The organism is Bartonella grahamii subsp. shimonis (assembly GCF_036327415.1).
Taxonomy (GTDB): Bacteria; Pseudomonadota; Alphaproteobacteria; order Rhizobiales; family Rhizobiaceae; genus Bartonella; species Bartonella shimonis.
In genome coordinates this window covers 1362750-1386705 of the sequence record NZ_CP123961.1, presented here as the reverse complement: position 1 = coordinate 1386705, position 23956 = coordinate 1362750, and the positions used below count along the sequence as shown (strand labels likewise).

Annotated in this window: 15 protein-coding genes and 5 pseudogenes; 8 read left to right on the top strand and 12 right to left on the bottom strand. The window is 40.0% G+C overall.

Translation table 11 applies throughout. The features are described 5' to 3' along the window. Positions 1-46: 46 nt before the first annotated feature. Both QHG57_RS06135 and QHG57_RS06130 read right to left on the bottom strand, forming a co-directional pair. Entirely contained in the window at positions 47-1831 is a 1785-nt protein-coding gene (locus QHG57_RS06135; RefSeq protein ID WP_330168930.1) for an MFS transporter, read from the bottom strand. Beyond that, positions 1824-3062 (bottom strand): radical SAM protein, encoded by a 1239-nt coding sequence (locus QHG57_RS06130; protein ID WP_330168929.1) that lies wholly within the window; start codon positions 3060-3062, stop codon positions 1824-1826. Before QHG57_RS06130 ends, QHG57_RS06135 begins: the two co-directional genes overlap by 8 nt. 792 nt (positions 3063-3854) lie before the next feature. On the opposite strand from QHG57_RS06130, the pseudogene QHG57_RS06125 reads away from it, so the two are divergent. The 6 genes and pseudogenes from QHG57_RS06125 to QHG57_RS06095 all read left to right on the top strand — a co-directional run bounded on the left by QHG57_RS06125 (position 3855) and on the right by QHG57_RS06095 (position 7433). After that, positions 3855-5025 (top strand): annotated as a pseudogene (locus QHG57_RS06125) (tyrosine-type recombinase/integrase). Between the two features lie 209 nt (positions 5026-5234). Beyond that, positions 5235-5435 carry a helix-turn-helix transcriptional regulator gene (locus QHG57_RS06120; protein ID WP_330167690.1) on the top strand — a complete coding sequence of 67 codons (201 nt, stop codon included), beginning with the start codon at positions 5235-5237 and terminating at the stop codon, positions 5433-5435. Positions 5436-5535: 100 nt separating this feature from the next. Then, positions 5536-6222, top strand: a pseudogene (locus QHG57_RS06115) (DUF7146 domain-containing protein); the annotation flags it as partial. A gap of 111 nt (positions 6223-6333) precedes the next feature. Next, a complete protein-coding gene (locus QHG57_RS06110; protein WP_208438788.1) occupies positions 6334-6624 on the top strand; it encodes a CopG family ribbon-helix-helix protein in 291 nt (96 codons plus the stop codon). Continuing rightward, positions 6621-6779, top strand: a complete 159-nt coding sequence (locus QHG57_RS06105) for a type II toxin-antitoxin system RelE/ParE family toxin (protein ID WP_330168928.1) — start codon at positions 6621-6623, stop codon at positions 6777-6779. The genes QHG57_RS06110 and QHG57_RS06105 overlap by 4 nt, the downstream gene beginning before the upstream one ends. A gap of 313 nt (positions 6780-7092) precedes the next feature. Continuing rightward, positions 7093-7433: pseudogene (locus QHG57_RS06095) on the top strand (DUF3987 domain-containing protein). Here the strand turns inward: QHG57_RS06095 and QHG57_RS06090 are convergent. Then, complete coding sequence (locus QHG57_RS06090) at positions 7342-7536, bottom strand: hypothetical protein (protein WP_330168926.1); 195 nt, start codon at positions 7534-7536, stop codon at positions 7342-7344. The pseudogene QHG57_RS06095 and the gene QHG57_RS06090 sit on opposite strands and share 92 nt — an antisense overlap. Positions 7537-7645: 109 nt before the next feature. On the opposite strand from QHG57_RS06090, the gene QHG57_RS06085 reads away from it, so the two are divergent. Beyond that, the gene (locus QHG57_RS06085) at positions 7646-8032 is read left to right on the top strand and encodes a hypothetical protein (RefSeq protein WP_330168925.1); all 387 of its coding nucleotides are present in this window, start codon (positions 7646-7648) and stop codon (positions 8030-8032) included. 242 nt (positions 8033-8274) lie between these two features. Here QHG57_RS06085 and QHG57_RS06080 read toward each other — a convergent pair. From QHG57_RS06080 to QHG57_RS06040, 9 genes and pseudogenes are all read right to left on the bottom strand, one after another. After that, positions 8275-10203, bottom strand: a pseudogene (locus tag QHG57_RS06080) (DUF6990 domain-containing protein); the annotation flags it as partial. A gap of 5 nt (positions 10204-10208) precedes the next feature. Then, positions 10209-10676, bottom strand: coding sequence for an SMI1/KNR4 family protein (locus tag QHG57_RS06075; protein WP_330168924.1), 468 nt, complete (start codon positions 10674-10676; stop codon positions 10209-10211). A 107-nt stretch (positions 10677-10783) separates the two neighbouring features. Then, positions 10784-11260, bottom strand: a complete 477-nt coding sequence (locus QHG57_RS06070; protein ID WP_330168923.1) for an SMI1/KNR4 family protein — start codon at positions 11258-11260, stop codon at positions 10784-10786. Further along, positions 11257-11727 carry an SMI1/KNR4 family protein gene (locus tag QHG57_RS06065; RefSeq protein WP_330168922.1) on the bottom strand — a complete coding sequence of 157 codons (471 nt, stop codon included), beginning with the start codon at positions 11725-11727 and terminating at the stop codon, positions 11257-11259. Before QHG57_RS06065 ends, QHG57_RS06070 begins: the two co-directional genes overlap by 4 nt. Then, positions 11724-12209, bottom strand: a complete 486-nt coding sequence (locus tag QHG57_RS06060; RefSeq protein ID WP_330168921.1) for an SMI1/KNR4 family protein — start codon at positions 12207-12209, stop codon at positions 11724-11726. Before QHG57_RS06060 ends, QHG57_RS06065 begins: the two co-directional genes overlap by 4 nt. A 52-nt stretch (positions 12210-12261) precedes the next feature. Continuing rightward, positions 12262-12840 (bottom strand): SMI1/KNR4 family protein, encoded by a 579-nt coding sequence (locus tag QHG57_RS06055; protein WP_330168710.1) that lies wholly within the window; start codon positions 12838-12840, stop codon positions 12262-12264. Positions 12841-12904: 64 nt separating this feature from the next. Continuing rightward, the gene (locus tag QHG57_RS06050) at positions 12905-20446 is read right to left on the bottom strand and encodes a two-partner secretion domain-containing protein (RefSeq protein ID WP_330168920.1); all 7542 of its coding nucleotides are present in this window, start codon (positions 20444-20446) and stop codon (positions 12905-12907) included. 91 nt (positions 20447-20537) lie between these two features. Next, entirely contained in the window at positions 20538-22298 is a 1761-nt protein-coding gene (locus QHG57_RS06045) for a ShlB/FhaC/HecB family hemolysin secretion/activation protein (protein ID WP_330168919.1), read from the bottom strand. Next, on the bottom strand, positions 22291-22470 hold the full coding sequence (locus QHG57_RS06040; protein ID WP_330168918.1) for a hypothetical protein: 180 nt from the start codon (positions 22468-22470) through the stop codon (positions 22291-22293). The genes QHG57_RS06045 and QHG57_RS06040 overlap by 8 nt, the downstream gene beginning before the upstream one ends. A gap of 297 nt (positions 22471-22767) precedes the next feature. Here QHG57_RS06040 and QHG57_RS06035 point away from each other — a divergent pair. Beyond that, positions 22768-23367 (top strand): annotated as a pseudogene (locus QHG57_RS06035) (type ISP restriction/modification enzyme); the annotation flags it as partial. Between the last annotated feature and the right edge of the window lie 589 nt (positions 23368-23956).

Sequence of the window (23956 nt, the reverse complement as noted above, 5' to 3'; positions counted from 1 at the left end):
ACAATGATTGCAGCCCGCACTGCAATTTTCATTACAAATTACAATATTATCGCTCATGAAATTTCTTATTCAAGTTCATATAATCCAATACTAATTGTTTCATGAAAATATTTTGGTATAGACAAAGATCAGAAATTTTTTTAGCCACAAACGCTTTTATCATTGGTAAAGCTTCATCCTTTGATATAGACAGCAAATGAGAAATATAGTCTATCCGTTCTTCTAAATTGAGAGATAATCTTGGACTGGTGAAAAATGTTAAGATATCCAATTCCGGACTGGCTTCTTGACATAAATCCCAATCCACTACCATAAAAGAACTATCAGGAGTAACAATGATATTATCAGGATGTAAATCTCCATGTGATAAGATTATATTCTTGCTTAATCGATCTTGAAAGATCTTATTGATTTGATCAATAATCGCCTTTTGATGTAGCAAATCCATTTGGCTCAATACAGTACCCCGGATAAACTCCCATTCGACTACTTCATCGCAAAGTGTTATCAAATTTGGTGCAGGATAGAGACTTTGTCGAAAAGAGCCATCCTTGATGTTTTCATTAATGCACGATGCTTCCGGATAAATTTGCCCATAGCAAAACTCTTGATGCTTGCGTTTCAAGAAATGTTGTTTTGACGATTGTGCATTTTCAGGCTGTAACCAAATGATTTCTTGTTTTCTGACAAAAATAATTAAAGCAGACACCCCAAAAATCACAGCCATAATCACTGCCAACCACAAATGAGCTTGCCAGAATGTTGAAAAAACATGACCGTATAAAAAACTGAATGCAAAGGATACAACAGCGGTAATAATGGCTGTAAATGATAAAACAGTCGCGATAGCTTTGGGATCAATCAGTGAATTTATAAGAAGAGACGACAGATAAGATCGATAAGCAGATTTAAAAACACATAGCAGTAAAAATCCTAATATAAGAGCCGCAATGATTTGAAATGACATGAGAAGAAAAGCAATGGTTACCATACAACCAATCATTAAGACGGGGAAAATAGGATTTTGAAACTTTGAAAAATACTTCTGAAACAATATATTGGAACTTGCTGAAAAAAAATTCCCAATGATAAAAATAATCGAAACCAAAATAGCAGGTTGAAATGGCAAAAAATCAGAAAATGCGATAGAAACAGTTCGATTATTAACCAAAATAGCAAAAGCTGAAACTGCACTTAAAAAAATAAGAGTGAAGCGATAAGGATTTTTGACTTCTTTACGGCTGGCGCACATAACTGTAAAAATATTCGGATGAGCGTCGATATGAAAACTATCTAATCCCTTCGTCAGTTTTGAAAACATAAAAATAGCAAAAATTAATGAAAGGACTTGAAAAATCACAGGCAATGCAGGATGCACATAATAAAGTATTCCCCCTAAAAAAATAAGTACCGTTGTCACACTATAGGTAACAGCAGCCACTTCGGACTTAACGGAAAACAGTGTGCGATGCTTTGGTACTACAGAAAAGAGTAAACTATCTTCCGCACCTGAGAAACAAGCGGCTGCTAATGTAATACACAACAAATAAGTGGCGTAAGCAAAATATGCGTAATTCATAAAAAGAGCTAAAAAACCGCAAAGAAAGAAAAACAGCCCAGTATAAATAACGCGCTTACTTCCATAAACATCTGATAATAAACCCAAGGGGACTTCTAAGATCAAAGGAAGCAATAAAAAATAACTACCGATTAAAACAATATCCGCTTGCGACAAATGCAATTTTTCCGACAAAAAAAGTGGTAAAACAGCAACCACTAGAGCAGTAGACTTGCTAACACTATAAATCTTAAATTGCTTAACCTTATCCACAAAATACCTTCCCACGACATCCGCTACATGTGCCAGATTCTTTCAAAGATTTTAAAACGCTTTGAGCAGACCAATCTATTGCCTCATAATTTTGTAGATTCCCAAAAGCTTCTGAATAAAAGCAATTTTTTAAATCTCCATTATAGTCCAATACCAAGGATGAAAATGGAAATAAACACATTAACGGCGACGAAACGTACGTAGAATTTTCGCCTAAGTAATAATTAATACAATTTACAAAATTTTGTGACGTCCATGAGATTTTCCTTTCTTGGAACTTTTTATCTATATAAATCTGGAGGGGGGATTCTTTCCTTGATAATTCATCTCTCAAATGAAAAAGTGAAGCGTTTGGCGGAAGAATTTTGTTTCTTAAAGCCTTAGATCGATCCTTTGTATTATTTTTTCTAGAAAAACTAAATGACGACGTATCGAGCGGGCTGAATCCGATATAATCGACATCTTTGCTTATACAAAAATCGATAAAATTAATAATATTTTCTAGAATCTCTTTGGTAACTGTCGCTCTTATTCCTATACTTTGCAGAGGTTGAAGATTCTTAACTGTTTCAATGTTTTTCCACACTCGATCAAATTTATTCGCCCCCCGTATATCATAATATCCTTGGACACTAGTCGAATCCATAGAAATAACAATTTCTTTTATGTCATACTGTGAAATCCATAAATTTTTATGCAATAAGATGCCATTAGTATTTAATTCAACAGGCAGACCTAGTTCATTCAACGTTAATAAAATATCTTTAAGCTTCGGATGCATTAAAGGTTCTCCCCCAGAAAGCATCACTGAGGCAGCTCCTTTTTCTTTCAACATTCTAAATAAGGGTATTAAACTTTCTGGAGTATGCCAATTTTTTTCCTTAATCTTCCAGCAATCGCACATGATACAAGGGCTATTGCAATTCTGGATAATATGTATAATAGGTGTTACAGGTACCCATAATTTTTTAAGATCAAAAATCGAATCTGACGCACTAATCAAGTTTTCCTTCTTTAAAAGAAAACCATTCTTTTCTAGTTCTCTTAACAAGATTGAAAAATCTGATGCTAAAATCTCTGTCTCTACATTAAGCTTTGCCGCAACAGTTTCAATTTTCTGATTCTGTAAAAAAACTGAATCAATTAAAATTATAGCGGAATCATTAAGCACAATAGTCTGAAAATCATTTAATCTAGTTATGCTATTCTCGTCGAGATTAATACGAAACATTTCCCCTCCTAAATTGTTTCTTAATAATACAATGGATAAGGGCGCTGCTGCGCCCTTATCCTGCTTTTTTATTTTTTTCTATCTCGCACCAATGGTTTATAACAAGTTAAAGTTGCACTGTTCACAGTGCCAATCACCTGCGGTTTTTTATATGACATAATATCCTCCTCATATTGTTATTATGTACCTTATTTATATTCAAGACATTGAAATTCACAACTTTATAGTTGTAAAGTCAATTTAACTGTATTACGCAATATTCAGTTTGGAAAACAAATTGGCCTATACCGGTATAAATCGAAAAACTCTTGTGCTCAGCTAATTTCCATTTTAATTATTAAGTTCATTCAAAAAGTATTATTCCTGATTTCAATGGCTATTTCACTTCAATGGCAATAAGAAATATGCAATGCTCTGCTTTATCAAGTAATTTTAAAAAGGTTTTTTGGGGCTGAAATAAAGAATAGTTGTTGCGTAAATCAGGTTCTCAGAAGAAAAAATTTTCAATTATTTCTCTGTTTTAATTGTAATTTCGTGAAATACTACTTGCGGTGAAATTACCTTTAAAAAAGATTCTACTCGACGCCAAAATACAAACTTTTATTTCTTATTAAAGATACAAGATATTGATTTATAATGATAATATAGCGTTATTCATCTTGAATTAGCCCTCGAATAACGCAAGATTATCTCATTTCAAATCTGTTTATCTTGAATCAATCAAAACCACTTGCTTGCACATCACAAGCGGGGTTGATGTGTGGGTAAAAACTATAAAAGAAAGGAGTAAAAATGGTTCTTATGAACCGTCTTACGTGCCAAGGGCTGTCGCAACATTGGGAGCTAGCAAATATAACGATGATGCCGGCTTGCTTCTTCACAAACGTAAAGATGGTGGTGCTCAATAGCTTTATCGTTATACCATTCATGGTCGGCGCCGCGAAATGGGCTTGGGTGCATTGCGAGATGTTTCTTTAAAACAAGCCCGTGAATTGGCAACTGGATGGCGCTCTATTTAACGTGAGGAGCGTGATCCCATTATAAAGAACGTGAGAAACAAAAGTGTAAAGCAATAAGCAATCTCCATTATTTAAATGGCATTGCTCTAGATGCTTTTGAAAACCGTAAAGCTGAATTAAAAAATGATGGTGAGGTTTGTAATTGGTTTTTACATTTACGCCTCCATATTCTCTCCAAATTAGGCTGTCTGCCCGTTTCAAAGATTACCCAAACAGAGATACGCGATACCCTTGCCCCTATCTGGCATACAAAAGCTGTTACAGCGCGTAGAGCTCTCATTCGTCTCAATCTTTGTCTCAAACATGCGGCTGCATTAGGGTTAGATGTTGATTTACAAGCAGTAGAAAAAGCACGCGCGCTCTTAGGCAAACAACGTCATAAAAAACAAAGCTTACCAGCCATGGATTGGAAAGATGTGCCGGCTTTTTATAAAACACTTTGCGAAGCATCAACCCTAACACAATTGGCTTTGCGTTTGCTTATTCTGACAGGTACTCGTACAAATCCTTTGCGTCATATTCGTAAAGATCAGATTGAAGATGATATCTGGACAATCCCTGCTGAAAATATGAAAGGTTTGCGTGATGCTACAACAGAATTTCGTGTGCCCTTATCATCAGAGGCATTAGAAATCTTAAAACAAGCGCGCTTGTTCTCTCGCAATGATTTCTTTTTTTCTGCTACCGGTCGCGGTCCCCTTGCTGATAGTTGTATGGCAAAGTATATGAGAGAGAATAAGATTGATGCCTGCCCCCATGGTTTTCGCTCTAGTTTACGCAATTGGCTTGCTGAAACAACCGATGCCCCCTATGAGGTCGCTGAAACCATTCTAAGTCATACGGTAGGTGGTAAAGTAGAGCGCTCCTATCGTCGTACTGACTATCTAGAACAGCGTCGCATCTATATGGATAAATGGGCGGCTTATGTCACGAGTCAATCTTAAGATATGGGGTGCATAACCCCATTATCTGTGGATAACTTTAGCTCTCTTCTCTCTCATTCTTTCTCAATAAGATTCATCACGTATCACATCAGAAATTGTATGATAAAATATTGTTTTCTATAAATAAAATACCTTCAAAAATGAACCAAAATATGGTTAATAAATCATCATGATTTGTTTCCAATTTTTACTATTGAAAGGAAATTATTATGACAGAAAATGATATTCTTTTGACAGACCGTGAAAGGACAAAATTGCTTCATATGAGTGTCTCAACATTCCGGCGTCATGTCACCAATGGCTCTCTCCCAAAACCTTTAAAATTTGGTTTTTTATCGCGTTGGTTACAATCAGATCTTCTTAATGTCATCGAGCAAGCAAAACAGCAACGTCATAGTGATGTGGCATAAAAAGAAAACCTTGTCACGTAAGAACGAACAAGGCTTTCTCAAACTCATCACCCTAGAGGTAGCAGAATCAGTGCTGTGACGCAACGTTATAGGATTTAAAATGATGTGTTCTTTTAAGAATGCGCAGGGTATCACACGTGCCTTGCATGGGGGTTGGCATGGATATTATGGGATAGCCCGTTGCCCTGCTCATGATGATAGGCTGCCTAGCTTATTCCTTGCCAATGGACATGATGGGCGGCTTTTACTCTATTGTTATGCTGGCTGCTCTTTTAGAGAGATCATACAAGCGCTCATTAGAATTGGCTTGCTTGGAAAACAAGCTTATGATCAGACGCTTTCTTTCTCCAAACAGTTTTGTGCTGATCTCAAACGAGCAAAACAGAAAGCAGAGAGAGTAAAAGCAATTTGGCAACAATGCCAACCAATCAAAAATACTTTAGCAGAAACCTATTTACGTATGCGGGGTATTACATGTGATTTGCCTACTGATTTACGCTTTTACGACAAATGTCCACACCCTTTAGGGATTACACTGCCCGCGTTGGTTGCTCTTGTTAAGGGTGCTGGCTCCTTTGCCATTCATAGAACCTTTTTACAAGCCAATGGCTGCAAAACAGATCAAAAACCAGCAAAAGCCATGTTGGGGTCTGTCATGGGCGGTGCTGTGCATTTAAGCCAAGACAATCCCAAACATCTGGTCATTTGTGAGGGCATTGAAACCGGTCTGGCTCTGCTGTCTAGGTTGTTATCAGAGCCCGTTAATTTATGGGCGTCCCTTTCAACCCTATGAAAATGCAAAATAGATATAAAATATCTATTCTAACAGTAGCTATTGAAGAAATAGTAAAAATGTATTACATTAGAATTATATTGTAACACATTAAGTGGTCGTAAAATGGCTGAGACAACATTTACCTTTCGCGTCGATGATGTATTAAAAAATGAATTTTCCAAAGCAGCAAAGGCGTGTGATAGATCTGCTGCACAATTATTGCGGGATTATATGCGCGATATCGTAAAAGAACAAAAAGAAAAAAGTGCACACGATTTATGGTTTCGGGAACAAGTTCAATTAGGGATAAATTCTGCTAATGCAGGTGATATAATATCTTCTGAAGAAATCGAAGCAGAAGCAAAGGAATGGCGCTTAAAAACACAAAGTAAACTCGATAGATCAACTTTATGAAGCTAATTTGGACACAAGTAGCACACGTTGACCGCAAAAAGATACGTGAATATATATCACAAGATAATCCTTCTGCTGCCTTAAAGTTTGATCAACTTTTATCTGAAAAAGTAGAAAAACTTATTAAACTTCCTACTCTTGGTCGTTTAGGATGAATTGTAAATACACGTGAACTTATTGTACATCCAAATTATATCATGATTTATGATATTTCAAATGGCGTTGTGCGTATTTTACGTGTGCTTCATACAAAGCAAAAATTTCCTTAATCAACTGTATTTTTATTTATTTGGTAATTAAAGCAAATTATTTTCTACAATACTGCGCTCCGTATCAGTAAGTAATGATAGATTACTATTTTTATAATATTGCAAATATGATTGGCATAATCACTTTGCACACCGCTTAGTTTCTACTCGTAAAAATAATGATGATACTCTTGTCAAACGACGTCTTATTGTCAATGATGTGACCGTCGAAAAGCTTGGGGAATTGTTAAAAGAAAACCCCCGTGGTTTCTTAATGGTGCGTGATGAATTGTCTGGTTTTTTAGCCAATCTGGAACGTAAGAAATATCAACAGACCGTGCTTTTCATCTAACGGCTTTTAATGAAGATGATCAATTTACCTATGACCGTATCGAGCGTGGAACCATTTTTATCCTTCATGTCACTTTATCTATGATTGGAGGCATTCAACCCTCACGAATTATTCCACTCATTCAAGCAACACACCGTAGAATAAACGATGACGGTTTATTGCAACGCTTTCAAATGCTGGTCTGTCTCGATGATACAAAAGATTGGTAATTGGTTGATAGAGCTCCCAATCAAGAGGGCTAGCAAAAATATGAAGGGGTGTTCGTTCTTTTCGTGATAAACGACTGGGTTCTCCCGAACATCCGCTGATCATGCGTTTTTATACCAAAAGCACAAGAAAAATTTTATGAATGATTGGAGCATATTCATAGAGAGCAAAAGGAGGTAGTCACCTAGAAAGCTTACAATCGCATCTTTTGAAAATGCCTAAAACCATAGCAAGCCTTACCTTGATTTTCGAACTTCTTGACAGTGCTCGTTTTGAAATCGGACTCTATGCTATCACAACAGCGTTGCGTTGGTCAAACTATCTGTTAAGTCATGCCAAACGTCTTTATGCGTCGGAGGATACATTAACAGCAGAGCATACAACATTAATTGTCGAACCTTGTGATCATTTGCCCGATGTTTTTACAGCAAGGAATGTTTATAAACGTGATTGGAAATGTTTAACAGACAATGGAGCCGTTAAGCAAACTTTAGAGCTTTTATGCCGTTGTAACTATATTTATGAAATCTCTGGAGACAATAGCTCCCAAGGCGGTCGACCTATCATACGTTATGAATCATCCCTTAGTGAAAAGTCATAAGACATCACACTGAGGCAATTTGGAAATCTTATAAAACATTAAACAATATAACAGTGAACCTTCAAAGCACTCCCCATCATTAGTTTTGGGGGCTTTGGGGGTGCTTCTTATATGTATTATTTTATTTTTGATTGAAAAAAATATATAAGAGGGGAAAAGGAACCATCAAAATCCTCAAAACTCATAACCATAATAGTCTTGATAGCATTTCTTATGAGTTACAAACTATCTTTTGAAAGGCTTAAAGGATCAGCACTTTCCATGGTGAGACAGTCATCATTATCATCTGCTTCATCCACTTCCCCTGCCACTTCAACAGAAGTTGTTTTAGAAGCAACAGATGCTGTTTGCGGATCCAAGCTCAAAATCGGTGCATTTTTCGGAAAACCTGCTCGATAACCCCGTGCAAGAGTAAGCGCGTTGTCAATATCATATTTTGTGATAGTATCTACAAAGCCTAGACGGTTCTTTCTTTGAAAACTCTCCTTATAAAACTTAAGTTTTTTGACATTGCCAGTCAAAATAAGTGCAATAAGGTGAAATTCTGCAAGGCAAAATTCACTGTTTGTTGGCAAAGCGGCATAATTATAGATGATTTGATTGACATTTTGCCGATCAGCCCACTCAAGTATATCTGTACAAATCTCCTTTAGCTTGCCTTCATCCAATTCAGTACTAGAAACTGTATAAAATTCTTCTACCTCTTTGAGAGCTATATATTGAGGCTTCTCGGGAAAAACATCCCTATGAGCCGTAGAAAAACTAAGTGTTGAAAGGGAAGCCTTAAATACAACAATCGGCTCTTCTTCATCACTTTGAAGGTTATACATTATGTTGATAATACGGTCTTTGCTTATAAAATAGGCATTACGATTATAATTTTTGTCGCGATAGACTGTCCAGTTCATCATTTTTAATATTTCAGAAACTGTATTAAGGAGAGCCAAAGATTGTACATCAATGCGTGCATCCGCCGCCTCTCGCTCCTTTAAAACGGTTAAATGTTCTTCAGCAAAATGAACGGCGTGATTAACATATTTTTCCACATCATCGTCATCTAAATATTCAGAAATCGTACCTGCTTTTACGGCATTTTGATAGGATTTCAGGACATCAATTTGACCTGTTAATGCTAAACAAGCCAAATGCCATGGGATATCGGGACAAGAGCTATATTTTTGAACAAGCGCTTTGCTTTCTATCGCTGCTTCTAAATCCTGAGCACGCGCCCATTGTATCACCCGCTCAGAAATTTTGATAAGCTCCTGCTCATTTAATGTCTCTACACGAATATCAATCCCTTTATCAATACCACTAAAAATCCCTCCTCCAATCGTATTAAAAGACTGATAAATATTTGTAGCTGATATCTGCCTACATTTTCTACTATCGTGAATATAACGACAAGCTATAGAAATCTCTTCGTTAGAGATCTCAGCTTCAAGACGGACATTGTAATTGTCATGGAGGCGTACAAAACCAAAATCAAACTGAATAAAACGATCTGGCAAAGAGAGCCACATCTTTCCAAGTTCCGTAGAAACCCACCCTTGCGTTTTGAGAATACGACTTGCTGCAGTAAGGCTTATCGAGCGCTGTTTCGGTTTTTTGCGTGCTAAAATGTCATCCAATTCATTATTTTTATAAGCCTCAGCAAAAAAGATAACGCGCTCAACCTGTGTTATCTTTTCATAATCAGAAAACTCTGGCACGTATAATTGAGGTGTAGGTTTGTAATTTCCTAAAGCTTCGATCTCGCCGAGTAGAGCCTTTGCAACGAGAGAATGATTAGCAGATTCTTCACGTAAATTTTGCTCAATATTTTGTGCTTGCGCCCAAACTAACACTTTATTTAAAGCTACCTTAACGTGGTTTTCAAAAAACTCCAGCGCTGTAACTCCAAAATTCTCTTCTGAAGAAATCAGCATATCCTTATATTGAAGTTGCGATTCTTTACCGTTAGCATATTCACAGCCAAGACAATAGGCGGCAGTGGTAAGACTGACAGAAACCCACAACCTACCACTATCTTGTCCATAATCTATGACGCCGTAGTGAATACGCACTATGCGATCGGGGAGGTGATAATAAGCAAACATATCACCCATTTTATCGCGATGAGGCTCCCAGCCAAGTCTTTTTAAAATCTCTGTTGCGTCTTTGGTTTGCATCGTCATTACCTCCCAGCATGTTCCATAATTCTTTTACAGAGGAATTCATAAAAATTACTTGCATAATAAAGGGGATCTCCAGATATTACCTCAAAATAGAGCGGACATTCACCATCCTGAAACTGAGAGTAATCAAAGTAAAATGTCTCACCAAAATCAGTTCTACTGACAACAAGCTGCTGTGGTTTTGCTAAACCATTTTTCATTTCTGTTAAGCGATTATAGACAATGTCACCACCATAAACAGTTTCAAAGCCTACACCATAAATGCTAAAAATTTCCTCGCAACCAATTTCTCCTCCTCCGTAATTTTTTAAAAAACTCTTGTAGGAAGTTGTAAACTGCAAACCGAGAGTTCTCTCAGCCTTTTCAATCAATATATCATCAGGTGCATCCTCTGCAGTGCCAAAGTCGATAACATCCGGATACTTATTAATTAATTGTGCAACATCATCTAAAGTATAAGTTTTCATAAGTCCTTCCCCCCTAAAAATATTAACGACGCTTGCATTCTTGAAAAGAAAAAAATAATGGTGGTTTAACATTGCAATTTGAAAGTAAAACCACCATACAAAGAAATTTACTTCAAATTATCTGTAATCCTTTTACAGAGGAATTCATAGAAGTTACTTGCGTAATACTGGGGATCGCTAGGTGGAAACTTAAGATAGAGCGGACACTCTCCATCTCGAAACTGAGTATAATCAAAGTAAAAGGTTTCACCAAAATCAGTTCTACTGACAACAAGCTGTTCTAATGTCGCAAAACCATCTTTTCTATCGAGTAAGTTTTGGAAAACAATATCACCACCAGGGATATCTGCTCCACACTCCTTATAAAGGCTAAAGATTTCTTCACCCCCTATTTCTCCTCCTACATATTTTTTTAAAAAACTCTTATAAGACGATGTAAATTGTAAACCGAGAGTTTTCTCCGCCTTTTCAATCACGAGATCACCAACTGCATCATCTTCAGTACCAAAATTGATAATATCATCATCATATTTATTAACCTTATCAATTAAGACTGCAACATCAGCTAAGGTATAGGTTTTCATAAATCTTCCCCTGCATGCTCTTTAATTCTTTTACAGAGAAATTCATAAAAGTTACTTGCGTAATACTGGGGATCGCTAGGTGGAAACTTAAGATAGAGCGGACACTCTCCATCTCGAAACTGAGTATAATCAAAGTAAAAGGTTTCACCAAAATCAGTTCTACTCACAACAAGCTGTTCTAATGTCGCAAAACCATGTTTCCTATGATATAAGTTTTTATGCACAATATCACCAGCAGGAATACCTACATAATCCCCATAAATGCTAAATATTTCTTCACAACCAATTTCTCCTCCTCCATAATTTTTCAAAAAATCTTTATAAGAAGTTGTGAACTGTAAGCCGAGACTTTCCTCAGCTTTCTTTATCCATATATCATCAGGCGCATCCTCTGCAGTGCCAAAATCGATACTATCGCTATATTTATCAACTAGTACTACAACATCATCTAAGGTATAGGTTTTCATAAATCTTCCCCTGCGTGCTCTTTAATTCTTTTACAGAGAAATTCATAAAAATTACTTGCATAATAATGTGACGCTCCAGATGGAATCTCAACATAGAGTGGGCATTCATCATCCTGAAACTGAGTATAATCAAAGTAAAATGTCTCACCAAAATCAGTTCTACTCACAACAAGCTGCTGTGGTTTTGCTAAACCATTTTTTATATCTGTTAAGTGATAGTAAACAATATCACCAGCAGGACAATCCTCAAAACTTGCGTTATAAATGCTAAAAATTTCCTCATAACCAATTTCTCCTCCCTTATAATTTTTTAAAAAATCCTTATAAGAAGCTGTAAACTGTAAACCGAGAGTTTTTTCTGCTTCTTTAATCCGTACATCACTAACTGCATCCTCTGCAGTACCAAAATTGATAATCTCATCATCATATTTATTTACTTTATCAATTAATTGTACAACATCATCTAAGGTATAGGTTTTCATAAATGAACCTCAAAACGTGCGTTATAAACGCTCCATATTTCCTCTATCAATTTCACCTCCTCCATAGTTTTTTCCAAAAACTCTTGTAAAAAGGGATAGGTTGTGGAATGGGAAGGTTCTCTGGTTTTTCAATCGGTTGATCTCCATCAGGTATCTCAACTCCCGCGTGTACTTTAATTCTTTTGCATAGGAATTCATAAAAATTACTGGCGTAATATTCGGACTCCTCATCCGCAAACATGACATAGAGTGGGCATTCACCATCCCGAAACTGCGTATAATCAAAGTAAAAGGTTTCATCAAGATCATAACTCACAACGAGCTGTTCTGGTGTCGCAAAACCATCTTTTCTATCGAGTAAGTTCCGGTAAACAATATCACCAGCAGGAATACCTTCCCCACAATCTCCATAAAGGCTATAAATTTCTTCACCACCAATTTCCCCTCCTACATATTTTTTTAAAAAAACTTTGTAAGACGATGTGAATTTTAAATCCAAAGCTTTCTCTGCCTTTTCAATCACAAGATCATCAACCGCATTTTTTTCAGTACCAAAATTGATAATATCATCATCATATTTATTAACCTTATCAATTAAGACTGCAACATCATCTAAGGTATAGGTTTTCATCAATTATTCTCCATAAATTATTTTATAAGTCTCTGTTTTTTCTCTTTTCATCAATCGTAGAGCATTACTGCCGGTGCTCCTGTCCCCATCTGTTAAAATCTAGACCTATGATACCCCATCTCATATCGATTATTCCTCCTAAATTACTGTTTTTTTGTTCTCCATACCCATTAGCAAGTTTATACCAATATTCCTCTCTCTGCTTCTCAAACTTTTTTCTATCTATGAGCGATTGATGTGTTTTTGGATTAGCATGAATAACAGAAGTATATTTTTTATGAAATTCATGGCTCATTTCTGCTAAGGGTCCATCAGGGGTTTGATTTAGGTGATGCAACTCAACCGACCTATTATCAAATCCTATCGGTGCTCTTCTTGCTTTCATTCTATCAATATTGGTACCCCAAACATCTTCCCCTTTTTCTCTCCATTTAACCCTTTGGTTAGGATCAAACAAATCGTCTCTCCGATAAACTGTGTAGGTCTGTCCAAATTTGCTATCGGTAAATTTAGTGGGTTTCTTTTTTAACCACTTCTTTTTTTCTTTAGCAGCAAGTTTGGTCAGTTCTTTCCTAGCAGCTAGTTTGTCAGGATCTCCTTGAGCTGCAAGTTCTGCAAGATTTTTCTTGGAAGCGAATTGGGCAAAATCTTTCCTAGCAATGAATTTAATCCAAGCCTTTTCGCCAAGCTTTATGGCTCCCTTGGCTGCTCCAGCACCTCCTGTCATTAGGGATGCTGTTTCAGTCAATAATTTTCCAAATTCAAGACCAGCTTTAAAGGATCCACCAGCACCGGCTCGCTCATATTCCTCCTCCATTTTATTAATGCGATCTACATAGGACTGTCCAAGGGTCCGACCAATTGTCGCCAAAATCTCACCACTGCTGAACAAATCTTTGAGCGCTTTCAAAGTCTCTTCGGGATGTTTAGCTATTTGCAAAAAACCATCAACCGTATCGTATATTTCAGCCGGTACACCAGCTACTATACCAGCTCCAAAGCTTATATTTTGCCCCCAACTAATCGCAGACCACTTCGCAGACACTGCTGCTTCACATAAAAGGTCAGGACACTCCTTTAATTCTTTTTCCCTCTGAGCTTGTTGAGCACTGCTGAGGTAGTTATTTGCAGCGGCATTACCAGCGGCATCAGCGCCGGCATCAACATCACCACCAGCAAGGGCAGCAGCAAAGCCCCCTGTAACCCGTGCGACATCAATGGTGTGGTCTCTAAAGTCAGCAAACTGCGCATCAATCTTTGCGTTTATACGCGCTTCCTCTTCCGCAGTAGGGGTGCGACCGTTTAGATCCCCCATTTCCTCTTTCACAATGCCTTGCACCCACAATTGAAACTGGAGCATAGCAGTGGCTTCGCCCACAGCCCCGCCGATAGCACCGGCAGAGCAAGCGCCACTCGCAACAGCGCCTTTTAAGCAGCCAAGACCGGCGTGGGCAACGATTTGTGTGATCGTATCTATTTTGCCTTCTGCCTTGGCGGTACCGATTTCTTCTGCCAACGATTTGCCAACCGTATCAGACAGAGCGATGCGCAGATTGTTAAAAAAGTTCTTGTCAAGAGAGCCACCCTCAAGAGCCGTTTGCACGCCTGTACCAATGGCGGCTTTGATCAGGTTCTTTTCCGCTTCAAGGGCGATACGATCGACAAAAGGAGCGGTTTTTGGCAAAGATTGTCCAACACCAACCATTTCCGTTATTTGGCTGGTTAAGCCTGCTGTCAACATCGACGAGACAATGCTGAGAATATTCTTGGAAGAACCAAGCTCATGCAAGGCGCCGGCAATGTTGCCGCGATTATTAACAAGAGCCACAGCGCTTTTGTTAATCAGTGCTTGGACACCTGCCTGTATCGCCGCATTCATGGCGGTGCTCGAGCCAAGCCCCAATGCACCGGTAATGGCACTGGCAGCGCTCGAAGCTGCTCCGCCCGTAACCGCCGTGACAGCCAATGCCACGAGAGCCGCACCGGCTTCTGTCAGCCCTTGGGCTTTATAATCCCAGTCTTTAAACTCAGCCTTCACTGCTTGCCAATCAACTTGCTTGGATAATTCTGGATCATCACGCAGTTGCTTGATCCATGACAATCCTGGAGAGTGTGACAATTGCTCAAGGGATTTGTCTAAATCACCGGTTGCCTCATACTCAACAACAATGCCATCGCCCGCATCAAGCTTCATGCCACCCTTAGCATCTATGGTGACATGCTCGATGCTCTCCTTAAGGTAACCTTCGTCACCCTCACTCCACCACACAAGGCTTTCATTACGCTGATAAACATCCTTAAAATCTTGATCCTTGTTGGTCAGAAACTTGATCTTCCCCGTATCTGATGCCAAATGCATCTCGCCACCACTTTTTGCCCCTATGGCATCAAGCGTGAGATCCCCATTTTGCGCATGCATGGAGAGGTTGCCCTCTGCTTCTATCGTGGTTTTGTTTGTCGTAACTTCTGTTGACTGTTGACGAAACTTATTCTTTTGCTTCGATTTGTCGCCTTCTTTGCCCCTAAGATCCAAATCAAAACTGTTAAAATCTTGCTCTGAAATCGCGTTGAGAGCGCCACCACTGGTGAAATCCCCATTGCCTTTGGCTTTAAACTTTCCCCCAAGGTTAAGCTCACCACCTGTGACAATGGTCAAATCTCCATCACTGTTGACTTCTGCCAAACGGTGCTCACTGCTTTGGGCGTTATAATGCCCTTTTTCTAATGTCTCCTTATGGTCACTCTCTAGCACTAATGAACCAAACGTAGCAGAACCACCGACAATCACCGTCGTCGATCCACCACTGCTCCATTGCCCACCGCTCATGCTTAAATCGCCAAGGGATTGAATATTTAAATCCTGTATAGAAATGATTTGAGACTGCTGCCCGCTCCGATCAACAAAACCATATTCATTCGTGCCACGGATTTTGGCAGTGCCATCAACGATTGTCTCAGCATTGAGGGTGATGATATCCCCCAGAATACTCCCTGACGAATTGGCTAAAAGCCCTTGGCTGCTCAGATCGACAGCACCGCTGCCAAGCAAAAAACCACCATTATTGAACAAAGTTTGCGTGGTCGAAACATGCAGTGCACCATTACTCGATATGGTGCCGCTATTGGCAAAACGGTCCGTCTCTATAGTGATGCCATTGCCTTTTATTCTCGCACTGGCAAGGTTTCCTTGCTGCGTTTTTGCCCCATAAACATCTTGTGCTAAAGAAGAATTTGGTGCCAAATAAACGTGAGGCACTAAGACCTTTTGTCCATCAACAAGGTGGGTCTCAAGCCAGATCATATCCTTTTTGATCCCAGCAATCTGCTGAGGCGTTAAGGGCTTGCCTAACTCTAATCCCAAGGGACCTTGCTGCTCCACAGCATTGTCATAGAGCCATTGCATTTGAGCGTTAGGATCTTCAACATCAAGAAGAGTGCGATTGCCTGTCAGCTCAAAGATTTGCTCACCCACCAGACGATATTCAAAATAAGCATCCCCCAACTTTTTGAACACATGCTCTGGCTTATAATTGCCAATCTTTTTTAAGTAATAGTCTGATCCTAAAAATTTACTTGGGTTGATAAAATCTGGACGCGTCTCAACTAAAAACGGCACATCCGGTGTTTGGGTCTGGTCCAGCTCTGTCTTGACAGAGCTAAGCCCATCTTGCGTTGGCACCTGTATGGTTTCTGGCGCGGGTGTTTGGATGCTCGGTGCAAAAAGCCCTTTGTGCCCTTTCAAACCATTGATAATGCCGTCTAATCGATCATCACTAATCAGTGGTTTGGAACCGTCAAAATCTGGTGTTTGTCCCCCAGCCAAACCTTTATCGCCAGAGCTTAAGCCAACTTGCTCAACCCCCTCACGCACCGCATGATTATCAATATAGCCTGTCAACTTGGCATCAAGCGTGCCACCAGCTTCAATCGTGCCATAAACTGCATCATAAGTGCGCGTAGTTGTTTGGATATCAGTAGTGCTGCCATAATCTGTTATGCCGCCCCAAGAACAGCCTCCATTGAATATTGTACAGTGTTTCTTCCTGCGATGCGTTTCAGTTACAATCTTGGTTGTTTCGATTAAATCGCGCCCCTCATTGAACAGCGTATCACCCCGCATCTCAATGTTGCCATTAGCAGCAATCAAGCTATAGCTATTGCGGATATCGCCAGCATGAACCGTGAGATGACGCCCTGCCAAAATCTGGGCAGCATTGCCCTTAAAATGAGGCTGCTGACGAATGATCGTGGTGTCGACATCTTCCTTTATCTGATGGTGTTTAACATTAGTGCCTTTCCAACTTCCCGCAACGAACCTGTGAGAAACCACTTTATCGCTAACTTCAACCCCGCCTTCACGCATGTTGGTGAGAGCTGAGACATCGAAGGTCATATCACCGGATACGGCTTCCAAAAGACCGGAGCTGTTGATGACATGACCAGCTCGCTCTCCCTTTAAACCACGGATGATGAGATTGTCTTCAGCAATGACATCGGCAAACTTATTGATAAAATCCCCATCTAAGGAGAAAATGGCAGATTTCTTAGCATAAATCAGCCCGCTATTGCTCAGATCAGCGCTCACATTAAGCGCAATGCCATCACCACTTGAGCCAATACTGCCGGCATTGTCCAAAACATCTGCGGTTAAAACAAAAGCGCCACCACTTTTGAGTACACCGTCTTCACCATTTAAAACCAGAGCAACTTGCCCCAATGACGGATCATGGTTTGCTGCTATAAGCGTCAAAGTGTTACTGGCTAAAAGCTGACCTGAATTGGCTAAAGACCCAAGCTTCGCATCAACAACAGTGCCCACCATGATACCGGAATTGCTTAAAACATCATGGCTGTTGAGAGTAAGTACTCCGCCTTGCGCTTCCACAAGCCCAGCATTTGTGAGCGTGCCTGCCTTCAGCGTTACATCATAGGCGCCAACCTCACTTGTCTCACCCAGCGTCAAGGTGCCATCGGTTGAGAGTTCTATCCGCTTTTGCGAAACAATGCGCCCCGTTTGGTTCAGAGTGTTTTGCGCATGCAAAGCAATGGTATCATTGCTTTCTATTGTGCCACTATTGCTTAAATCACCGTGGCTGGTCAGTTGAAAGTCACCACGCTCAATCTCTATGTGTCCCGCTTGGATCACACTATCAGCAACAATATTGACTGCCCCTTGCGTAGAAATGAGACCATCAACATTCTCAAAACTGCCCACATCAATGCGTAAACCATCCCGCGCTAAAACATGCGCACCTTCATCATGTGTAGCGTTTTGTTGATCTGAATTTGTCGTTTCAGCGCTTTTATTGACAAAAGACGTTGCAACAATCTTCATCTCACCGGCTAAAGCACTGAGAAGACCAGCCTCATTATTTATATGACCAGCACGTGTCTCTTTCAGCCCACCAATGCTGAGAGCCTCTTCAGCAATAATTCTGCCCTGTGTGTTGGTTAAATCACCATCACTGAATATATCCATAGATTTTTTGGCGTAAATCAGCCCGCTATTGGTAACATTCCCTGCCACATTGAGGGCAACGCTCTCACCACTAGAGCCAAGCGCACCGGCATTGTCTAATCGCCCTGCGATCAAAACCAAAACGCCGCCACTTTGAAGAACCCCTTCGGATGTATTCTTCAGAAAGGCTTGTTGCGGATCGACGCCTTCTTGTGCGTTTACCATCAAATGCAAATCATCGGTTGCAATAAACGTTCCTTGATTGGTAAATGCACCGGCATGCGCATTGATGCTCTCACCGCGCATGGTGCCTTTATTTGCGACCTCATCACGCACTTGAAGGGTTAACGCTCCTTCTTGGGCTTCTATAGTCCCTGCTTGGATTAATGCACCCGCGCTCAAGTCCACATCATAACTTAAAATCGTGCTCTCTTGAGAGGTCGTGAGCATGCCCCCCGCTGTCAAAGCAACCTCCTGCATACTGACAATATCACCCGTGTGATTGAGAGCACCGTGAGCCTTAACTGTTACTGCCCCATTAGACCAGACAGTGCCTTCTTGGACAAGATCACCGTGATGCGCATAAAGGTCAACTTTTTGCTCTGCCACTAAGCGCGCGCGTGATGTAAGCTCTGCTGATCCTACCAAAAGAGAGCCGCCGGCACTATAATGACCAGCACCTACAGTGAGCACATCATCGGCGCTCAAGACAATATTCCCCTTGGCACCAATATGGTTGTTTAAAGCGCTGATTTGATTGCTTTTAATCGTCAGATCGCCAAGGGAAGAAACCCCTGTTTGATCATTGTCTTGCATGCGGCTTAGATCAATTGTTGCTGCTTGGATCTCTAAAAGATCACCGGCTGCTATCCGCCCGTTCCCCGCCTCAAGCTTCGCTGCCTGTAAATGCAAAGAACCCATCGCTGATTGTTGACCATCACTCCCAATACCGCTTGCTAGAAGAGCATGAGACTGGAGCTTGACCACATCAGCACGCACATCAACAGAACCGCTTGCTGCAACGCGAGCATGTTCAGCCAGTTCAACATGCTTCAAAGCCTTCAGTTCAACCGCTTCTTCTGAAAAAAGCAGATCTTTCACATGCACATTATCGTGGTGGGAACGCGCTTTTACCGCTCCTTTAGCACGGGCTTTGGCAATCACCAGCTTGCCATCACTCGTCAATCTCATGGCGCCTGCATTGGCAACCATGTCTCCGCGCATCTTAACGCCGGCGCCTTTATCATTGGCAATCACGCGGATCTGCCCCGCATACATTCCACCAAACTCACTGGAATCAATCGCCAATTCCGGTTCTTTGCCATCAGAACCAAGAGAAGTTGCCTCGCGCTTGTGATAAGCAAAATGATTGTGACCAGCAACAACAGCCAAATCTCCCTTGACTTGAATGGGACCTCCGACACTGATCTTGCGCGAAACAAGATCAAAAATATCTAAGGCACTCCCATCAGCACCACGAGCACCTATAGTGATATCACCACCCTCAACACGCAACCCACTCAAAGCGCCATCAGCTCCAATAATCGGTTGTCCGGTCGATAAAGTCACCCGTGGTGTATTAATAAAGCCACAACCGTTACAGGTAATCCCATTGGGGTTGGCGATAATAACATCCGCCATATGCCCATGCACTTCACTCACGCCTTCAAGACGCGAGCGATTGGCACTCACCACTTCATTAAGAATAACCTTTGCTGCACCGCTATAACGCAAATTGCCGTTGCCTGGCACCAATCCCCCAAGCTGTGAACGTGAAACCTCCTCAGTCGAATTGTTCAAAATCACGCCATGGGCATCAACATTGAAATTGTCGTATTTGTTATGAGAAAGCCCCTGTCCATTGGGGCGAACAATATCAATCAGCGGCACATCATTGCCGGCTTTCCCAACGGTGGGGCGGAAAACAGAGCCAACCCCATCAGCTGCTTTAATCCCTTGGCTTTCTTGTGAAACAGGACTTCGCGCTCCAAGCGCTTGTGCTTGCAACAACAAAGGCTGAAAAGCTAAGCAAAAACTTAAAACGAGTGAAAGCCCCTTATGGATCCCTCGCTGCAAAACACAAAGAACGCGCTTTCCTCGCTTGTATCCATATCCCAATCTATGCTTTTGATCGTTCAATCCCCGCATTTTTAGCTCCTCATAAAATTCTTTATCTCTTTAAAAAAACAACCCAAAGGGATGTAAACAGCGCAGCGATATTTTTTACCGCCCCTAGACTTTAAAACCTTAACAAAGCCCGCACTTGAAACACCCCCGTTGCGTTGTCCTTCTCTCTTTGTGTCGATTGAGTTAAAATATTCGAATAAGACACATCAACATCCGTAATGTCTCCGGTTGCATGGAAACCCAGAGTTGCTCCAACGAGGCGCCCGCCAAAACTGTTTTTGCTTACATCATTGGCCACTGCCCCCAGATCAAGCGCCATATAAGGGGCAAATTGGCTCATAAAATTACGTCCCATGTTCGAAGAAAAACCTGGCAACAACAGCGACAATTCATTGCGCCAAAACACCCCATTATTGCCGTAATAAATCGCCTCACGCACTCCGCGCACAGAGGAACTGCCACCAAGCGATATTTGCTCTGAACTAAACAACGTGTCGGGTGATAATTGTCCTGAAAACAGCGTGTTATAGCGGAAATTGAATTGATTTAGAGAAAAAGGACGCATATAGCTTAGGGAAAAAGACAATTTGGAAAATTGCCCTTTCGGCGCATTTTTTGTTGCATTCTCTTGCTCTTTATCGTCATAAGCGCCAAGAATTGCCAATCCCTTATGAAACCCTATATGCGCGCTTAATTCTCCTCCAAGCCACTTGCGCGAATGATCAAGCTCAAAAGCCGCAATAGCCAATTTACGGCTGGAAACATCAACCTTACTGCCCATAATAAAATTATCAGAATATTTCCATGTCAACCGTCCTGTAATCCATGTCTTGCCCTCTTGATCACGGTCGATAACCCGTGAAATCCACGGTGTCAGCGATAAAGACTTACCCGCCGTCATAATGTCGAAAAATATTCCCTTAACACTCGAATGATATTGGCTCCACGTCCCATCAAAACCTGTTGTCCAATAGCCATAGGGAAGAGAAAATGAACCCGTTAGAGTATCACTATTGGGGCGCTTGTGAGAAAAATGATACGGGCTACCATCCATGGAGCGCTGATAGCTAAACGACCATTGATCATTGATCCCTAATAGATCATCAAAAGAAAGACTCACGCGCGTTTGATAACGCCCTGTTGCTTTAGCGCCAAGATTATCGCTGGAAAGCGTAATAAGCCAAGGTTTCTGTTTTTCAATATGAACATCGAGTATCGAACCACCCGAATTGCCACCCGCACCAAGATTAATGGTGGCTTGGCGTGAAAAAAGCCGATTGATTTGATCAAGCCCTTGCTCTATCTGGCGCAGATTGGTCGGCTTCCCAATAAGGTTTGGAAAAGCCGTGATGATTTCTCCTTGAAGCCTCCTCTCAACTTTATGCCCATCAAGAGTGATATCTTCCATCACACCTTCAACAACAACAATCTTGAGATGACCGCCGCTTAAATCTTGCTCAGGCAAATAAGCCCGCACCGCAATATAGCCGCGCTTCATATAAAGCTTGGTCACCGCTTTGAGCACTTTGTTAATTTCGGCAATCCCCAAACACCGCCCTTCCCAAAGAGAAATAGCTTCATGAAGATCGGTGTGAGAAATCAACTGAGCACCAACAATTTCAATACTTTTAATCAACAAACAGGTTGTACCAGGAGAAGTACCATAGGGAGATGTGGTATCATCATCTGGCAAAAAGACCCCATGGGTTTCGTTTCTACGGTGTAATTGCTGAAAACGTTGTTGTTGCGTTTGTTGTCGTTGGATGCTCTCTGATTGATTAATCGCTTTCTCACGAATGCTTTGGGCAAAACTCGGCAACGAGAAAAGGCACAAAAAAGCCACAAAAATAAAAGTGAAAAAAAATCTATGCATTCATTGTGCCCTCAAAGTGAGCAACAAAATGAACCATATCATCAGCGTCACAGAAAAAATCGCCAACCGCGTAACAATTTTTTAATTTTTTGATGAGAATAATACTTCTAAAATTTAAGAGAAAAGCACAGACTGTACTGTATACACCTACTTTATTAGTTGTGCAAACCATATCATTCCCCCCACTTTTGAAGATTGTATAATTACACTGTTAAATGACAATCATACACTCTATATGCTTCTTAATTTTAAGGTGTTGCATGTAATATAGTCTTGAGCTTCAAGTAAAGGCTGTTATTCATAGAATATATCTAATTTATTGGAACTGTTACATATTAGAGACAACAAGAAACTATCCATTATTATCGCTTGAATAGCATGACAATAGCTTATACTAAAATAAGCAAAAAACGCGATAATAGTACAGACATAGGTTTAAGAAGTGCCTCTCTGCTTACTTACTAAAACCATAACAAGAGATGATATCTTTTATTACGTTTACGGTTTACTTCATTCGGAAGATTATCGCACTCGCTATGCTGATAACCTCTCTAAAGAATTGCCTCGTATCCCTTGTGTAAAAACTGCTGATGATTTTTGGAAATTTGTTACAGCAGGGCGTGAACTGGGTCATTTGCATGTGAATTATGAAACTGTAGAGCCTTATCCAGTGACCTTTAAAAAAGGCAATCCAAAATTAACTGATATCTCTAATCCAGAAAAATTTTATTACGTTACAGAGATGAAGTTCGCAAAAATTAAGAATAGTAAGGAAAACGATAAATCCACTGTTATTTACAACAGCAACATCACAATAACAGATATACCTAAGGAAGCTTATGAGTATATCGTAAATGGTAGACCCGCTCTTGAATGGGTTATGGGTCGTCAATGCGTAAAAACAGATAAAAAGAGTGGCATTGTTAATGATGCTAATCGCTATGCTGTTGAGACCGTTGGAAACCCTGCTTATCCATTAGAGTTGTTTCAAAGGGTTATTACTGTAAGTTTAGAGACAATGAAAATTGTTAAGAGCCTACCAAAATTAGAAATTAGAGAAACTGAATAGCTTATAAGACCTTATAACTCATAAAGGGTATAGGGTCTTATAATCATAATCTATACCTCTCTTGTAAGTTGATTACATACAATCTTAAAAGGAATAATTTATTATGCGTTATTCTAAAAAAAATCGTTTGCACTTTTAAACACTGTCATTTGGATTGCTTTAAGACTTATAAGAAATCCCATCTTAAATAGAATACGCTCCTTTTGGATTGCCTTTAAGAGATTATACCGTAATCTCAAATGATAGCTTTATCCTTTTCAAAAGCTTTGTTTAAAGAGAGTTATGTATATTCATTTTGCTATAGGTTTTGAAGGTTGCTAACACCTTCAAAATACCTTCAAAACATATATTAAAAGTTGATTTATAGGTTACTATATCACTATAGATTGTTTTTTGAAAACTTTAAAAATATTAACACATTGAAATATAACGTTTTTATTTTTTACTGTTTTTTTATCTAAAAGCAGCAACCTTCAAAACTCAAAACCCCTTCAAAACTTATAATCATAATGATCTTGATAGCATTTCTTATGTTTATAAACTGTCTTTTGAAAGGCTTTAAAAGATCACATGATTTTCATAAAGCACG

Bases quoted from the DNA above. Each gene is read 5' to 3' on its own strand.
- QHG57_RS06130 (WP_330168929.1), bottom strand. From the start codon at position 3,062: ATGTTTCGTATTAATCTCGACGAGAATAGCATAACTAGATTAAATGAT.
- QHG57_RS06120 (WP_330167690.1), top strand. From the start codon at position 5,235: ATGACAGAAAATGATATTCTTTTGACAGACCGTGAAAGGACAAAATTG.
- QHG57_RS06110 (WP_208438788.1), top strand. From the start codon at position 6,334: ATGGCTGAGACAACATTTACCTTTCGCGTCGATGATGTATTAAAAAAT.
- QHG57_RS06105 (WP_330168928.1), top strand. From the start codon at position 6,621: ATGAAGCTAATTTGGACACAAGTAGCACACGTTGACCGCAAAAAGATA.
- QHG57_RS06090 (WP_330168926.1), bottom strand. From the start codon at position 7,536: ATGATCAGCGGATGTTCGGGAGAACCCAGTCGTTTATCACGAAAAGAA.
- QHG57_RS06085 (WP_330168925.1), top strand. From the start codon at position 7,646: ATGCCTAAAACCATAGCAAGCCTTACCTTGATTTTCGAACTTCTTGAC.
- QHG57_RS06075 (WP_330168924.1), bottom strand. From the start codon at position 10,676: ATGAAAACTTATACTTTAGATGATGTTGCACAATTAATTAATAAGTAT.
- QHG57_RS06070 (WP_330168923.1), bottom strand. From the start codon at position 11,260: ATGAAAACCTATACCTTAGCTGATGTTGCAGTCTTAATTGATAAGGTT.
- QHG57_RS06065 (WP_330168922.1), bottom strand. From the start codon at position 11,727: ATGAAAACCTATACCTTAGATGATGTTGTAGTACTAGTTGATAAATAT.
- QHG57_RS06060 (WP_330168921.1), bottom strand. From the start codon at position 12,209: ATGAAAACCTATACCTTAGATGATGTTGTACAATTAATTGATAAAGTA.
- QHG57_RS06055 (WP_330168710.1), bottom strand. From the start codon at position 12,840: ATGAAAACCTATACCTTAGATGATGTTGCAGTCTTAATTGATAAGGTT.
- QHG57_RS06050 (WP_330168920.1), bottom strand. From the start codon at position 20,446: ATGCGGGGATTGAACGATCAAAAGCATAGATTGGGATATGGATACAAG.
- QHG57_RS06045 (WP_330168919.1), bottom strand. From the start codon at position 22,298: ATGCATAGATTTTTTTTCACTTTTATTTTTGTGGCTTTTTTGTGCCTT.
- QHG57_RS06040 (WP_330168918.1), bottom strand. From the start codon at position 22,470: ATGGTTTGCACAACTAATAAAGTAGGTGTATACAGTACAGTCTGTGCT.